Source organism: Coprococcus sp. OM06-34AC, from assembly GCF_003462545.1.
Classification (GTDB): domain Bacteria; phylum Bacillota; class Clostridia; order Lachnospirales; family Lachnospiraceae; genus Coprococcus; species Coprococcus aceti.
On record NZ_QTZF01000001.1, the window covers coordinates 325653 to 340924 of the forward strand.

General features: G+C 44.4%; 12 protein-coding genes and 1 tRNA gene. 2 read left to right on the forward strand and 11 right to left on the reverse strand.

All coding sequences use genetic code 11. The features are described 5' to 3' along the window. Positions 1 to 94 precede the first annotated feature (94 nt). Positions 95 to 415, forward strand: a complete 321-nt coding sequence (locus DXB91_RS01470; protein WP_118016654.1) for a helix-turn-helix domain-containing protein — start codon at positions 95 to 97, stop codon at positions 413 to 415. Positions 416 to 674: 259 nt separating this feature from the next. Here the strand turns inward: DXB91_RS01470 and metA are convergent, their stop codons facing one another. The 3 genes from metA to DXB91_RS01485 form a co-directional block, all read right to left on the reverse strand. Next, the gene (gene metA / locus DXB91_RS01475; protein ID WP_055223972.1) at positions 675 to 1583 is read right to left on the reverse strand and encodes a homoserine O-acetyltransferase MetA; all 909 of its coding nucleotides are present in this window, start codon (positions 1581 to 1583) and stop codon (positions 675 to 677) included. A gap of 79 nt (positions 1584 to 1662) precedes the next feature. Further along, positions 1663 to 3699: an NAD-dependent DNA ligase LigA gene (ligA, locus tag DXB91_RS01480; RefSeq protein ID WP_118016655.1), complete on the reverse strand. Its 2037-nt coding sequence runs from the start codon at positions 3697 to 3699 to the stop codon at positions 1663 to 1665. Positions 3700 to 3734: 35 nt separating this feature from the next. Then, positions 3735 to 4439 carry a pseudouridine synthase gene (locus tag DXB91_RS01485; protein WP_022216102.1) on the reverse strand — a complete coding sequence of 235 codons (705 nt, stop codon included), beginning with the start codon at positions 4437 to 4439 and terminating at the stop codon, positions 3735 to 3737. A gap of 314 nt (positions 4440 to 4753) precedes the next feature. On the opposite strand from DXB91_RS01485, the gene DXB91_RS01490 reads away from it, so the two are divergent. Beyond that, complete coding sequence (locus tag DXB91_RS01490) at positions 4754 to 5218, forward strand: Lrp/AsnC family transcriptional regulator (RefSeq protein ID WP_118016656.1); 465 nt, start codon at positions 4754 to 4756, stop codon at positions 5216 to 5218. Between the two features lie 48 nt (positions 5219 to 5266). On the opposite strand, the gene DXB91_RS01495 is transcribed toward DXB91_RS01490, so the two are convergent. The 8 genes from DXB91_RS01495 to rpsB all read right to left on the reverse strand — a co-directional run bounded on the left by DXB91_RS01495 (position 5267) and on the right by rpsB (position 15229). Next, on the reverse strand, positions 5267 to 6319 hold the full coding sequence (locus tag DXB91_RS01495) for a hypothetical protein (protein ID WP_118016657.1): 1053 nt from the start codon (positions 6317 to 6319) through the stop codon (positions 5267 to 5269). 47 nt (positions 6320 to 6366) lie between these two features. Next, positions 6367 to 6438: transfer RNA gene (locus DXB91_RS01500), tRNA-Arg, on the reverse strand. Positions 6439 to 6539: 101 nt separating this feature from the next. Next, the gene (locus DXB91_RS01505) at positions 6540 to 7997 is read right to left on the reverse strand and encodes an NCS2 family permease (RefSeq protein WP_117548786.1); all 1458 of its coding nucleotides are present in this window, start codon (positions 7995 to 7997) and stop codon (positions 6540 to 6542) included. A 198-nt stretch (positions 7998 to 8195) separates the two neighbouring features. Continuing rightward, on the reverse strand, positions 8196 to 11435 hold the full coding sequence (locus tag DXB91_RS14530) for a glycosyl hydrolase 53 family protein (protein ID WP_158564568.1): 3240 nt from the start codon (positions 11433 to 11435) through the stop codon (positions 8196 to 8198). 400 nt (positions 11436 to 11835) lie between these two features. Beyond that, a complete protein-coding gene (locus tag DXB91_RS01525) occupies positions 11836 to 12579 on the reverse strand; it encodes a sensor histidine kinase (RefSeq protein WP_118016658.1) in 744 nt (247 codons plus the stop codon). Positions 12580 to 12637: 58 nt separating this feature from the next. Then, positions 12638 to 13099: a response regulator transcription factor gene (locus DXB91_RS01530; RefSeq protein WP_118016659.1), complete on the reverse strand. Its 462-nt coding sequence runs from the start codon at positions 13097 to 13099 to the stop codon at positions 12638 to 12640. A 133-nt stretch (positions 13100 to 13232) separates the two neighbouring features. After that, the gene (gene tsf, locus DXB91_RS01535) at positions 13233 to 14312 is read right to left on the reverse strand and encodes a translation elongation factor Ts (RefSeq protein ID WP_022216097.1); all 1080 of its coding nucleotides are present in this window, start codon (positions 14310 to 14312) and stop codon (positions 13233 to 13235) included. A gap of 182 nt (positions 14313 to 14494) precedes the next feature. After that, positions 14495 to 15229 carry a 30S ribosomal protein S2 gene (gene rpsB, locus DXB91_RS01540; RefSeq protein WP_015533520.1) on the reverse strand — a complete coding sequence of 245 codons (735 nt, stop codon included), beginning with the start codon at positions 15227 to 15229 and terminating at the stop codon, positions 14495 to 14497. Positions 15230 to 15272 lie beyond the last annotated feature (43 nt).

The window sequence follows — 15272 nt, forward strand, 5'->3', positions numbered from 1 at the left end:
CTATAGCGATACTTAATCAACTCTTTAAGTGTAATTTTATCTCAAAAACTTTGATAGTCTATCTCTATAAAGAATAAATAGGAGGCTTCCATATATGGCAAATACACATGAATCTTATGAGTACCCTGTTGGAGATAGATTGCGCTTTTTCCGTGAACAGAAGCAGATATCCACCAACAAACTTGCCAATCTTGCAGGGATCAGCCAAAGTTATGTTCGTGATATTGAAATGGGTAATAAAAATCCCACAATAGAAGTTCTTTTCCAATTGTGCAAAGCACTTGACATTTCATTAAGGGATTTTTTTGATGATGATAATAAGGTTCTACTCAATGATCCACTGTCAACCAGAATATATAGACTCAACTCTGTACAAAGAGAGGCATTACTCGCCTTTCTAAATACTATAGATTAAGCAATTACAACGAAAAACACAGCACCATATAGATATCTACCACTTATCTACATAGTGCTGTGTTTTAATTTTATATTTAATATCTTCCCTGCCTATCGCCGTTTAAAAAAACACCATCTGCATTTTGAAAAAACACCAATTAATCGCCACAAAGTCATAAAATTACAAAAAATCACATCATATTACATACATTTATGTCTTTATTGATATGTAACGCATTTGGCTTAAATTCTCAGGTTTTATGCGGTCTCACCAGCTCCTACTCCCACTTATAAGGTGTGAGCTGATAAACATAGTAGTTCAACCAATTCGCATACAAAGTATTCGCGTGGCATCTCCACTTCTTCACTGGTTTCTTTTCCGGGTCGTTGTCCGGGTAATAATTCACCGGGATCTGTGGATTAAGTCCCTTGGCGAGGTCTCTGTGGTACTCCTGGTCGAGGGTCAGCACGTCGTACTCAGGATGTCCTGTGACAAATATGTTCTTACCGCCGTCACCGATTATGAGGTACGGGCCAGCCACGTCTGACTCGGCTACGATCTCAAGGTGCTCATTGTTTACAATGTCCTCCTTGGATACGCCCGTGTATCTTGAATGTGGCACGTAAAATACATCGTCAAAGCCACGGACAAGCGGTGTTCTCTTGTGGAAGGTGTGATGTTCGTATATGCCGGACAGCTTCTGAGGAAGATCGAACTTCTGCACACCGTATCTGTAGTAGAGTCCCGCCTGGGCGCCCCAACAGATGTGCATGGTCGATGTGACATTTGTCTCGGACCAATCCATGATCTCGCGGAGTTCATCCCAGTAGTCAACATTCTCAAATTCCATCTTTTCAACAGGTGCTCCGGTTATGATGAAACCGTCCCATTTGCGGTTCTTTACGCTGTCAAAATCCTCGTAGAATCTGTCAAGGTGTCCCTTTGTCACGTTCTTGGACTCGTAGGACATGGTTCTAAGAAGCGTGATGTTCACCTGAAGTGGGGTGTTTGACAGGCTTCGCATGAGCTGCAGCTCTGTATCCTCCTTCAGCGGCATGAGGTTGAGTATCAGAATGTCAAGGGGTCTTATGTCCTGGCTGTGCGCCCTTCCTGTTCCCATGACAAATATGTTCTCGTCCTCTAATGTTTTCTTAACCGGCAGATCATCATCTATTCTTATCGGCATCTCTATTCATTCCTTTCCATTTACTGCTTATCCAAGCAAACATGCAGCAGCACACACCAAGTAATCTACCGCAGTTACCCTACTGTCCAATCAATTCTAAGAAATCCTCCTCAGATATGATAGGCACATCAAGGCTTTTCGCCTTCTTGTTCTTGGATGATGTGGAATTCACATCGTTATTTATAAGATATGAGGTCTTGGCAGATACAGAACCTGTAACCTGACCTCCTCTGCTCTCTATCAGTTCCTTGAGCTGGTTTCTGTTGTCAAAATGGGTGAGCGAACCGGTTATGACGAACACCTTGCCCGCCAGATCCTGCTCCGTATCAGAAACCTCATCCACAAACGTAAGCTCAGCCATCAACCTATCTATGATAGCACAATTCTTCTCATTTTCAAAGTATCTGACTATATCCTCTGCTATAACCTGACCGATTCCGTCTATCTCAACGTAGGCTGACACATCTGCCTCCTTCATGGCATCCATATCATTTGCAAAATGCTTTGCCATGAGCTTGGCTGTCGCCTCTCCGACATTTGCAATGCCAAGGCCATTGACAAGACGCCACATGTTCGTCTGTCTGGATGCGTCCACCGCAGCCACAAGCTTGTTGTACGACTTCTCGCCAAATCCCTCAAGTTCAACTATATGTTCTCTGTGAGCCGCAAGCTTATACAGATCAGGAAGCTCCTCGAGGATCTTCTCGTCTATGAACTTCTCTATGGTCGCCTCTGAGAGTCCATCTATATTCAACGCATTTCTGGACACGTAGTGTGAAAATGACTTGAGTTTCTTCGCAGGGCAGAACTGGTTTGTGCAGTACAGAGTCTCAACTCCTGACGCTGCACCGCCTTCCTCCCTCACTATCTCAGTCTCTCCTCCGCATGCAGGACACGCAGCCGGTATGACCACGTTACCGCTCATGGTTAGATTCCTTGCAATTTGCGGAATGATCATATTCGCCTTGTACACTGCAATCTCATCACCTTCGCCAAGCGCCAATGACTTAAGTATGCTGACGTTGTGTATGCTGGCACGGCTTACTGTTGTTCCCTCGAGCTCCACCGGGTCAAATACAGCAACCGGGTTGATGAGTCCAGTTCTTGATGGACTCCACTCCACATAACGGAGGTGGGTGATTGCCTCCTCATCCGCCCATTTGAACGCCATGGCATTTCGCGGGAACTTGGCTGTGGTTCCCAGGCTCCTTCCGTATGCCAAATCATCCAGCATGAGTACCAGACCATCCGATGGGAAGTCATTCTCCGTTATCTTCTCTGAAAATTCCCTCACCTTATCAGGAAGCGCCGACGAGTCTGTCAGGTAGTGTTCTACCACGGTAAATCCCTGCTGCTCCAACCAGTCAAGCTGATATTTGAATGAATTGTGGAAGTCCACATCCTCACCGTCCACTAAATTAAAAGCGAAGAAATGTACATTTCTCTCTTTTGTTATCTTGTTATCGAGCTGTCTCACTGAGCCGCTGCACAGATTTCGCGGGTTCTTGTACTTAGATTCCGCATCCGTTATCTTCTCATTTATCGCATTGAAATCCGAGTATTTGATGACCGCCTCGCCTCTGATCGTCAGCTTGCCCTTGTACGGGATGTGATGAGGTACATTTGCAAATACCTTCGCATTGTTCGTGATGACCTCGCCTATCTCACCATTTCCACGGGTAACCGCTTTTATCATCTCTCCGTTCTCATATGTGAGAACAACTGTGAGTCCGTCCATCTTCCAGGATATTACGCCCTTCTGACCGCCAAGCCATGACACAAGAGCACCTACATCCTTTGTCTTGTCAAGAGAAAGCATTGGATGCTCGTGAGCCTCCTTCGGCAGCTCACTGACGACCTCATATCCTACCTTGACCGTCGGGCTGTTGCTCATGACCATCCCGGTCTCTTTCTCCAGGGCACTCAGCTCATCGTACAGAGCATCATATTCCAGATTGCTCATGATCTCTGTATCTTCCATATAATATTTCTTTGCAGCATCGTTGAGCTGCTTTACAAGTTCTTTAATTCTGGCTATCTTGCCATTATCGTTATTGCCACTAATGTCATTATTTTCTTTAATATTTTCACTGGTATTTCTACTAATATCTTCCATACACACCCCACAAAAAATCCTATATACACTCTCTACTACATCCCCACTATCCGTCTCAGCTCTGCCTCTTCCTCGCGGCTGAGCTCCCTTAACTCTCCAGGTCTCATATTGCCAAGCTTCACGTTGCAGACCCTGACTCTCTTCAGGTTCACTACCCTGTAGCCCAATGCATCACACATTCGTCTGATCTGCCTGTTGAGCCCCTGTGTCAGCACTATCATGAATGACCTGTCATCTATCTTTCGCACCTTACATTTCTTTGTCACTGTATCAAGTATAGGCACTCCTTCCGACATCTTCCTGATGAAGTCCTCTGTTATCTCACGGTTCACCCGCACTCTGTATTCCTTCTCATGGTTGTTCACCGACTTCTGGATGGCATTTGACAGGTCACCATCATTTGTCAGAAGAAGTAGACCCTGGGAGTCCTTGTCCAGCCTTCCCACGTACTGAAGTCTGATCGGATAATCTATGTGATCAAATATATTGTCTGGATCAGCCTTACTCGCTGTACAGGTAAGTCCTATCGGCTTATTATATGCTAGGATCACTGTCCTATCCTTCTGCTGAACCTTCCTGCCCATGAATGTCACCACATCCCCGGGCATGACCTTCTGACCCATGACTGCAGTCTCTCCGTTGATCGTAACCTTTCCATTCTCTATATGTGTATCCGCAGCGCGCCTTGAGCACACGCCCGCCTCGCTGAGATATTTGTTAAGTCTTATTCCATCCGCCATAATCTTTCCTCTGTTATTATTTTCCTATATTGTTAATACATATCTCACATTCTAATTTCTGGTCAGCATACACCATGTATCAGCCAGACCAAGGCCAGTAAATTCTAACCAATATGCAGAACCATCATACCATTTATTTTTCATTTTGTGAACCATTCATCACACCATGTATAACCCACAGCAAAGATTCAGTTAAATTAATTTTGTAAAAGTCCTTGATTTTTTTTATCAATTAATGTATATTTAAGCAAACGCAAAGGTGTGTTTCTTCGGAAACGCACCTTTTTTTATTTTAGGAAAAGGAAGTGCATATTATGGATAACATCGACAGAAAAATCATTCATCTTTTACAGGGCAACGCCAGAACCCCACTCAAGTATCTGGCCAACAAAGTCTTCCTTTCTTCGCCGGCAGTTTCAGCAAGAATAGAGAGACTTGAGAAAGCAGGAATACTGACCGGATATCACGCAAGCATCAACCATGAGGCTCTCGGATATCACATCACAGCATTTATACACATGGCTCTTGATCCAAAACAGAAGCCAACCTTCTATCCATTTGTTGAAGCATGTCCAAATGTACTGGAATGCAACTGTGTGACCGGTGCGCACTCCATGCTCATGAAGGTCTGCTTTCCTAATACCATGGATCTCGACTCATTTATCGGACAGCTCCAGAGATTTGGCAGCACAGAGACACAGATAGTATTCTCCACACCGGTTCCTACCAGAGGGGTTTTGATCGACACAGATACTGTAGACTCTTCAGAGGCTATGTAACAAAATAGCTGTTCAGCAGAAAACGCAGGCATAAAGCCTGCGTTTTCTTTAATTATACATATTCTGGAACTTTCTAAATGTCTCATCCGTTCTAAGCAGATAATCATTGTTTTCTTTTACATGTTCATATATCGCCTGTATATCACCAGATGAGTTGATGGTGTTGATATACGAGCTCTCCTTGTCAGACAAAGCCGAATTGTTGATCTTGTAGCTTCCATCTGACTGTTTCGTCACATATAACGACCTTATATCGAGCGGTTCCGAGTTGACATCCTTTATCATCAGATTGGATAATTCGTACACGATATACGAATCTGCGGTATATCCGTTGGCTATATAACAGGTGGTCTTGTTGTACGCCGTTATATACTCCGCTGCTATCTCAATGCTCTTCATGTCGTCAAATTCCGACGGATCTGTGACCAGTCTCTGAAGTGTCGTCTGATCTGCCTTTGTTCTCGCCAAAAGATAATTGTTCACTAGCTGATTTATCTCATCGATCGTACACAGCCTGTAATTTACTCCGTCTGGTATCTCCAGTCTCACCGTATTATCTCTTCCGGTTATGTCCTCTGTGAACAGCTTATCGTTTATAAAAAATACATACACATAGACTCCGACAAGTATCAGAAATACCGCCCACAGCAAGGCAAGAACGCCACCAGAGATCCCGCCATGTCTGGATCTTCTTCGGCCTTTCCGCGTCTTTGCCTTCTCTTCGGCAAAATAATCGTCATCGCCATACAGCTCCTCATCATCGAACATATCTCCGGTATCCGGTGCATCATCCATATCCTCAGGATCTTCTATGACATAATCCTCATACGGCCTTTTCTGTCTCGCCGGGGTCTCCTCAACCTCTGAAGCTCCGCCGGGCTCTGAGTTATCAGCCAGCTCCGAATCTTCACTGTCATCTAAGTCATCATCTAATCCCGAGTCTCCACTGTCATCCGATTCATCGTCTGACTCCGGATCTTCACCGTCATCTAAGTCATCATCTGTCTCTGAATCTCCACCGATCTCTGATTTCCCATCCAACTCCGGCTCTTCATTTTCTATATTCTGTTCTTCCGCTTCCAAATTCTTTTTCTTCTTCATCACTGCATATCATCCTTTTACGAAATAAATATCAGAGTATAAAAAAGCGTACCAGGGCGGAGTCGAACCGCCCGTCATGGCTCCGGAGGCCATTGCCGTATCCGATTGGCTACTGGTACACAGTTGGTATGATACTACAAAAAACTCACTTTGGCAAATAAAAAAACGTCCCCGCACTTATATGCGGGAACGCTTTGAATTCTCTTGTGTCACTAAATAATTACATAGTTACCGAAACGAATTTTACTATGAATAAGAGTGCAATAATTGTCACTACGATATCCTGCTTCTTATACTTGCCTGTGAACAGTGTGATAAGAACATATGTGATAGCGCCAAGACCGATACCATTTGAAATAGAGTATGTCAGCGGCATCATAAGGAATGTCACGAATGCAGGAACTGCTGAACGCATATCCTCCATATCAACCTTTGCAAAGTTCTTAGCCATAAGTACACCTACGAAGATAAGTGCTGGTGCTGTTGCACATGATGGAATGATGTTGGCAACAGGGCTGAGGAACAGACATACTGCAAAGCAGAGTGCTGTAACCAAACTTGTAAGACCTGTTCTACCACCTGCAGCGATACCTGAAGCTGACTCTACAAATGTTGTACATGTTGATGTACCGAGAAGAGCTCCTGATACAGTACCTATAGAGTCACACATCATACACTCGTCAAGTTTCATTGGGTCACCCTTCTCGTCAAGCATATTAGCCTGGGAAGCTGCACCATAGAGAGTTCCGATGGTATCAAACATATCTACCAGACAGAAGCTGACAACAAGCATGATTGCTGAGAACACACCGCCGATATACTCAGCAGAGAATGCATCCTTCCATGCCTGTCCCTGGAACACTCCGAGGAATCCGACTGAACCGAAATCCTTGAATGACTGTCCGATCGATGAGAAATCAAAGTTAGGTGCCTGAAGCATCATAACATAATATAATACTGTAGATACAAGGATACCTATGATAATGTTACCCTTTACATTAAGCTTTGCAAGGATCGCAATTATTATAAATCCTACAAATGCTACTATAGGAGGTGCGATCTGTGCAATAGCCTCCTTTGTGCTGCCAGCGCTTGTGATCACACCGTGGAAATCAAAGAACTGAACAAATGTATATGGGTTGTCCTGGATAAGTGTTGCATTCTTCAGTCCGATAAGAGCTATGAACAGACCAATACCTGCCGGAATTGACTTCTTAAGGCACTCAGGCATTGCAACTGCAATGTACTTTCTGAGTCCTGTCACTGAAAGGATCAGGAATACGAGACCTGATATCAATACTATTACCAGACCTGCCTGATAACCTCTGATAACACTCACACCTGCAAATGCTGCACCAGCTACAAAGATAGTACAGAAGAATGAGTTAAGTCCCATTCCGCAGGCCTGTGCAAATGGCATGTCCGCGAGGAACGCCATGAGAAGTGTTCCCACTATTGCAACAAGAATAGATGCGATGAATACAGCATTCCATACTGTTCCAAGCTCACCAGCCATGTCTGGAACTGCCCCTGCCAGCCAGCCATTGCTGCCTTCTCCTGCAACCTGATTTGGATTGACCAGAACGATGTATGCCATGGCGAAGAATGTTGTAAGTCCTGCCATGATCTCGGTCTTGATTGTAGACCCACGCTCTGAGATTTTGAAGAATTTGTCCATGATTACTCTCCTTTTCTCGTTTTAGTATAATATAAACAAATACTTGTCCATTCTATATCACTTAATGATACTTTTTCAACTACTTTTAAATAATTTCTTAATGTTCCTTACAAAAATTAAATAACATATAAACAAATAATAAAATAGTCCGGCCGGGTATTCCCCAATCGGACTATCGTATATATGTATTACTCTGTACTATTTTACTTTTTTGACAACAAGACCTCTCACTACTTTATATCTTGAACCTGATATCTTAACTATACCGGTAACTTCTGTGGCGATCTTGCCCTTCTTCACATAGTAGTTCTTGTGATTCTTAGGACTCTTTACTATTCCCGTCTTGCCTGACTGGAATACACCCTTGTAGATATAGCATTTAGCACCTGTTGTGGTACTCTTGAAGAAGCCTGTATAACCTGACTGGATTATACCTTTCTTTACATAGTAATACTTCTTATTCTTAGTGCTTCTGACAAGGGCTGTCTTGCTCTCTGCAAATTTGCCCTTTATTATGAGACACTGCTGTCCCTTTGAATTTCTGTAGAAACCTGTGTAAGCTGTATAAATCTTGCCATTCTTTACAAGATATGTTTTTCCCGTCTTAGGGCTCTTTACAAGTCCCTTGTATCCTGTCTTTACCACGCCATTTACAACATAGTAGTTGACTCCGGCACTCTTGACAAATCCTGTGTAATTCTCCTGAACCACGCCCTTCTTATAGAAGTAGGTCTTTCCATTCTCCTTCACAAGACCATTCTTGCTTGTATCAATAGAAGGAGTTGGGTCTGGTGTTGGATCTGGATCAGGTGTTGGTATTGGATCTGGTGTTGGATCCGGGTCCGGTGTCGGATCTGGGTCTGGTGTTGGATCTGGGTCCGGTGTTGGATCTGGATCCGGTGTTGGATCTGGATCCGGTGTTGGATCTGGTGTCGGTGTGATATCCGCATCCTTGTAGAGATATGCGTCATCCCATGTTCCCCATGCCTTACCTGATGCGGTTGCTCTCATTCCGACAACAACCTCTGTTGTCTCTTCCACTGTAAATCTAATCTCAGGATGCTGCCAGATTTTCCAGCCCTGTGGGACTGCAGGTGCGGATGCAAGTTCTGTATCTCCAGCTTTTGCATACACCTCATACACATCGTTATCTCCATTTGCACCGCCCTGAAGATATGCGCTGAACACATACTCTCCCGGCTCAAGTGTGATGGTCTGATATACATCATATGCAAAATCTGATGAATTGTAGTAGTGACCACAATATGCACCGTTTCTAAAATCTTCCTTTGTCTTGATTGCAAATCCCTTGCTTGTATCAGCGATGGTCCATCCCTCGTTTCCTGACTCAAATCCAGGATTTACAAGGATGTTCTCCTTTAATATTGTTACATTGCACTGAACCTCGACAGTCTCATCATTTACTGTCACAGTTCCCTTTACAGTACATGTTCCTGCACCGTAGTTCTTTACCTTCTCAAGTGCTCCATCCTCCCAGGTGATGTCTGCGCTCTCTGAATTGCCATCATTGTAAGCTACTGTTGCTGCAGTCGGCAGAGCTACATTTGCAATATCTGTTATCTCGATTTCAACATCATCAACTGTTATTGAGACTACCTCTCTCTTTGTCTTTGTTCCTGTATGAACATAGGCAAATGTCTTGAGCGACTCAAGTGGGTGTCCTGTGAAGTCAAACAGTGCCTGGTTGTCAACTGCTGAACCGCCGTACCACTTGCCGGCGTCTGCTGCGTCGTACTCTCCTGCGTATGATGAAGCCCAGCCTGAACCGTACTTCTCCCATGCCTCCTTGTTGGCTGCAAGGACGTCTGCTGCATTCTCTGCAGATGAATCATACACATTTACAGGAAGCCATGCAGGCTCCCAGTAGAATACACCGATTCCTGATGAACCTGTATTCTTTACAGCCTTGATAACTGAGCTGATCTCATTTGCCTGTCCCTGAACTGATATGTCGTAGGTTGTTGAGTCATTTACGCCCTTTCTCACGGTGTTGTCATGTCCATCTCCGTCATCCAGTGTGTATGCCCATGATGTCTCTGCTACCATTACCAGCTTGCCGTATGTGTCAGCCACATTCTTGAGAACTGATGTGAGGTTGTCTGTTGAGCCATGCCATACAGGATAGTATGATGATGCAAATACATCGTAGTCTACATTGTATGTATTAAGTCTCTTTGCAAAATTTGCGTAATTGCCACTTCTCTCAGGATTGGTGAAATGGATGGCAACAAGGATATTCTTGTCGATGGCTCTCACCGCCTCGCTTCCGGCGCTGAAGATCTTTGCCATGTTTTCCCAGTTCTTTGATGTCTCACCGCATATTCCGTTGGTCGTCTCATTTCCGATCTGAACCATACCCACATCAACGCCAGCATCGAGCAGAGTCTTAAGGCTCTCCGATGTGTATGACTTAACTGCAGCTACCTTCTCGTCAAGAGTAAAGTCAGCCCAAGCCTTTGGCACCTGCTGCTTACCTGGATCAGCCCAGAAATCTGAATAATGGAAATCCACAAGAAGCTTTATTCCGGCTGCTGTTGCATACTGTCCGATCTTCTTGGCTGTCTCCAAATCATTGTTACCGCCGCCGTAACCGTTTTTGTCTGCATCATATGGATCATTCCATACACGGACACGCACATAATTTATTCCACATGAAGCAAGGAACTTGAAGTATCCGATATCGTCAAGCTCATTGCCATCGAAGTCATAATACTTAACTCCACTGTTCTTCAGTGACACATAGGATGATACGTCTACACCCTCGATAAATGACTGCTTCTCTCCGTTCAGATCTGTGTATGTGAGATCACTCACGCGGTCCACATATATTCCAGCCTCCACGGGCTCAACTACATCTTCCTCGTCTGTAAGCTTGCAGAGCTTTACATTGTCTATCTTGCCCCAATATCCCTTGGCAAGACTGCCCTTGAATGAAATGCTGACATCAGTTGTATCCTCAAGAACGAACTCTTCTGTCTCATTTGTCGCCCATGCATCCCATCCGGTCGTGGCTCCAACAGCCTGTGACTTATCAGCGACAGATACTGTGAGTCCTGTATCCTGTGCATCGCCCTCGACATCATACTCCAGCTTGTATGTTCCCGCAGGAACAGCCACTACAGTCTGTGTGATGCTGACATCAGCCGCATCTGAAGCCCAGATATTAAGATAATATGTGGAGTTTACATTACTTCCACCGTTTTTTACAACAAGCTCAGCTCCCGATTCACTCTCTATAGTCCAGTTACTGCTGTCACCTGTTTCAAAATCGCCATTTGCAACCTTGAGTGTGTCCACCCAGCTCTCCGCAGCCTTCGCTGTTATCAGTGAGGCTCCAGATCCAAAGATCTGCCCTACCATAAGCGCTCCTGCAAGAACTGCACAGCCAATCTGCCTTACAATTCTCTTTCTTCTCATATATGCCCTCCTAATAAGTATTATTACGCAGACGCATCCCAATGCGCTCCGCGCGGCGTCTGCATTATCACAAGGATTCCTCCTTGCAATAATAATGTTGATCAACAGTTGCGCAACCGTTTGTCCTCATACTGATATATTAACATATTTGAGTTCTGGTTACCATGTCGCTTGTAGACAATGTTTTTAAGAATTAATTGTGCATTTTGTATACATCAAAGCGCAACTCAAGCGCAATCTATTTGCAAATTTGTGCGCAACAAGATAATATTATGTTATGTATTTTCAAATATGCACAATAAATCCCAACGCTTATACAAAGAAAACGCCCTGTCCATGATATGTTATGTAAACTTCATATCATGAACAGAGCGTTTTAACGTATACACACTGTATTATTCTATAATGTAACTTGGAATGTGATGTATCCATCCCCGTCACATCTTGCTGTTATCCTGCCCTTGTGAGACTCAACTATCGATTTGGCGAGAGAAAGTCCTATTCCCGAACCTCCGGTCTCCGAATTTCTTGAGCTGTCAGGTCTATAGAATCTCTCAAACAATATATCCTGAGAGCCCTCTTCCATGCCATCTGTGAGGTTTTTGAGAACAAACTTCACCTTTCTGCCATCACGCTTCAAGGATATACTTATATCCGCTGATTCAACAGCATACTTCATGGCGTTATCCACCAGTATGCTTATGAGCTGCCTGATGGAATTCTCATCCAGTCTGGAGAGAGCCACCATCTGATTTGTGAGCGCTGTCAGTCTCTTGACCTGATCCCTGGTGTTCTTCGTCCATTCACTCTCACCGTTCACCATCTCTATGACCTCGGTATTTGCATCTATGATGGTTAGGGGTGTCTTGATCTCATGGCTTGCATCGGTGATAAACCGCTTCTGCTTGGCATAACTCTCAGCCACCGGCTTGAATATCTTCTTTGACCAGAACAGCACCAGCATGAACACCGCAAGGAATCCCAGAAGTGACACTCCTACACTGTATACCAACGTATTTCTGAACGACTCCAGCTCCTGACGGCAGTCGACAAATATTATCCTGGTTCCATCCTCACAGTCCGCTACCCTGTATCTGTATATATCCGTAAATCCACTGTCTGAACCGTCCCCAAGTATCTTCAAAGCATACGACTCGGCTTCCGATTCATCAACAGCAGCTATATTGTCAAGACTGTAGGACTCAACAGCCCCATATCTTCTCCATCATAAGCTCTGCTGATATTATCGCATTCTGATTTGCCATCAGCAGTTCCATGATCTGATATTCCTTGTTCTGCAGCTTTACGCTTCCACCAGATGAACTGAGCTCATAATTCAGGCTGTTTAACGTGCAGTCGCCATACTTCATCTCCGTGCTGACCGCCTCACTCTTTCTTCTGGTTATCGCGCGTATCCTTGCCAGGAGTTCTTTTGTCTCAAATGGCTTTGCAAGATAATCGTCCGCCCCCAGATCAAGGCCGTTGATCTTGTCATCAGTCTCAGCCTTGGCCGTGAGGACTATGATCGGAATCCTCGTTGCAGCCTCACCCGGCAGCATTCTTATCCTCTTTGCAGCCTCCACACCGTCAGGCATAAGATCAACCAAAAGCCCGGATGCCGATTCTATGTGTCCCTGCTCGTTACTCAGCTCGTTTACGATCATCTGAACCGCAATTACATAGATTATATTTTATACAGTGCCGGATATCAACAGAAACAGACAATAAAAAAGCCTCACGGCCAGCTCAAAAGCCAACCGCAAGGCAATTATTCATATATTCAGATACGGGATATGATTAAACGTTCATCTGCTTAGCAACCTCGGCTGCAAAGTCCTCGTTCTTCTTCTCCATTCCCTCTCCAACCTCGAAACGAACGAAGCTGGCGATCTTGAGATCCTTGTTAACTGACTCAAGGTACTTGGCAACTGTCTGCTTGCCATCCTCAGCCTTAACGTATACCTGATCAAGAAGGCTGATCTCCTTAACCTGCTTTGAGATACGTCCCTCAACAAGACCATTGAAGATCTTATCTGCAACGATAACATCCTTATCAGCAATAGCAAGCTCTGCAAGCTGTGCCTTTGCCTCCTTTGAAAGGAAGTTGAATAAGAAGTTCATGTTGCTCTTCTTCTCTTCGTAGATAGCTACATCCTCTGCGCTCCATACGCCGTCAACAGCCTTTGCGATAAGCTTGTTAAGGATTGGCTTTGGAAGTGTATCAGGTGCATTAAGTGCACTGTCAACTGTGATCTCCTTAAGCTTAGCCATAGCGTCTGCTGAGATATCAGCTCTGCTGATGTACTGTGGGTTCATAGCTGCGATCTGCATAGCTACGTTCTTGAGTGCTTCCTTAGCAGCGTCATCGCTTGCGCCGTTACCAGCTACGATAACACCGATTCTTCCATTGCCGTGTAAGTAGTCAACTACTACATCGCCTGAAAGCTTCTGGAATCTACGGAATGATAACTTCTCTCCGATTGTTGCTGTCTTATCAACAAGGGCTTCCTTAAGACCATTCTCTCCGAGAAGTGCCTCAACATCCTCGCCATCCTTGCCACCAACAAGTGATGAAGCAAGTGCCTGATCAGCGATCTGCTGAACAAATGTCTGGAATATCTCGTTCTTAGCAACGAAGTCTGTCTCTGAGTTAACCTCTACAACAACACCTGTTGTACCATTAACTGCTGCACGGCAGATACCCTCTGCTGCGATTCTGCTTGCCTTCTTCTCAGCCTTAACTGCACCGCTCTTACGAAGTACATCTACTGCTGCTTCCATATTACCATCAGTCTCTGCAAGTGCCTTCTTGCAATCCATCATACCGGCACCTGTGAGCTCTCTTAACTCTTTAACCTGAGCTGCTGTGATTGCCATCTTATTTTACCTCCAAATTTGAATATTGACATATCATAATAATGGTTATGTCGTTTTATTAAAGCTTTTTCAGCCTGTATATGTCTCTTTAAAAGTCACGGGATAATACTTTTTATATTACCCCGTTACCTTTTATAATCATTTATTAATTATAATCAATGATGATCAATATCAACTACAGATTACTCCTCTGCAGCCTCCTCAGCCTCTGCCTCATCTACTGAATCAGCATCAACACCCTGCTGAGCCTCGATAACAGCGTCTGCCATCTTTGAAACGATAAGCTTTACAGCTCTGATAGCGTCGTCGTTACCAGGGATTACATAATCAAGCTCCTCTGGATCACAGTTTGTATCAGCGATACCAACAAGCTTAATTCCAAGTGACTGAGCCTCCTGAATACAGATTCTCTCCTTCTTAGGATCAACAACGAAGATCATGTCTGGTATTCTCTTCATGTTCTTGATACCGCCAAGGTTCTTCTCAAGCTTCTCCATCTCCTTCTTGATCTGGATAACTTCCTTCTTAGGGAGAACGTCAAATGTACCGTCCTGCTCCATCTCCTCGTACTTCTTAAGAGTAGCGATTCTTGTCTGGATAGTCTTGAAGTTTGTAAGCATACCTCCAAGCCATCTCTCATTTACATAGTACATACCGCAACGCTCTGCCTCGCTCTTGATTGAGTCCTGAGCCTGCTTCTTTGTACCAACAAAAAGGATTGTTCCGCCGTTTGCAACACAATCGCCGATTGCATTGTAAGCATCGTCAACCATTCCTACTGACTTCTGAAGATCGATGATGTAGATACCATTACGCTCTGTGTAGATGTATGGCTTCATCTTAGGGTTCCATCTTCTTGTCTGGTGTCCGAAATGTACACCTGCCTCTAATAACTGCTTCATTGAAATAACGCTCATTTTTTCTACCTCCATGGTTAAAATCTTCTGCCGGCATCAACTC

Coding starts and splice junctions, on each gene's coding strand:
- DXB91_RS01470 (WP_118016654.1), top strand. CDS start 95: ATGGCAAATACACATGAATCTTATGAGTACCCTGTTGGAGATAGATTG.
- metA (WP_055223972.1), bottom strand. CDS start 1,583: ATGCCGATAAGAATAGATGATGATCTGCCGGTTAAGAAAACATTAGAG.
- ligA (WP_118016655.1), bottom strand. CDS start 3,699: ATGGAAGATATTAGTAGAAATACCAGTGAAAATATTAAAGAAAATAAT.
- DXB91_RS01485 (WP_022216102.1), bottom strand. CDS start 4,439: ATGGCGGATGGAATAAGACTTAACAAATATCTCAGCGAGGCGGGCGTG.
- DXB91_RS01490 (WP_118016656.1), top strand. CDS start 4,754: ATGGATAACATCGACAGAAAAATCATTCATCTTTTACAGGGCAACGCC.
- DXB91_RS01495 (WP_118016657.1), bottom strand. CDS start 6,319: ATGAAGAAGAAAAAGAATTTGGAAGCGGAAGAACAGAATATAGAAAAT.
- DXB91_RS01505 (WP_117548786.1), bottom strand. CDS start 7,997: ATGGACAAATTCTTCAAAATCTCAGAGCGTGGGTCTACAATCAAGACC.
- DXB91_RS14530 (WP_158564568.1), bottom strand. CDS start 11,435: ATGAGAAGAAAGAGAATTGTAAGGCAGATTGGCTGTGCAGTTCTTGCA.
- DXB91_RS01530 (WP_118016659.1), bottom strand. CDS start 13,099: ATGATCGTAAACGAGCTGAGTAACGAGCAGGGACACATAGAATCGGCA.
- tsf (WP_022216097.1), bottom strand. CDS start 14,312: ATGGCAATCACAGCAGCTCAGGTTAAAGAGTTAAGAGAGCTCACAGGT.
- rpsB (WP_015533520.1), bottom strand. CDS start 15,229: ATGAGCGTTATTTCAATGAAGCAGTTATTAGAGGCAGGTGTACATTTC.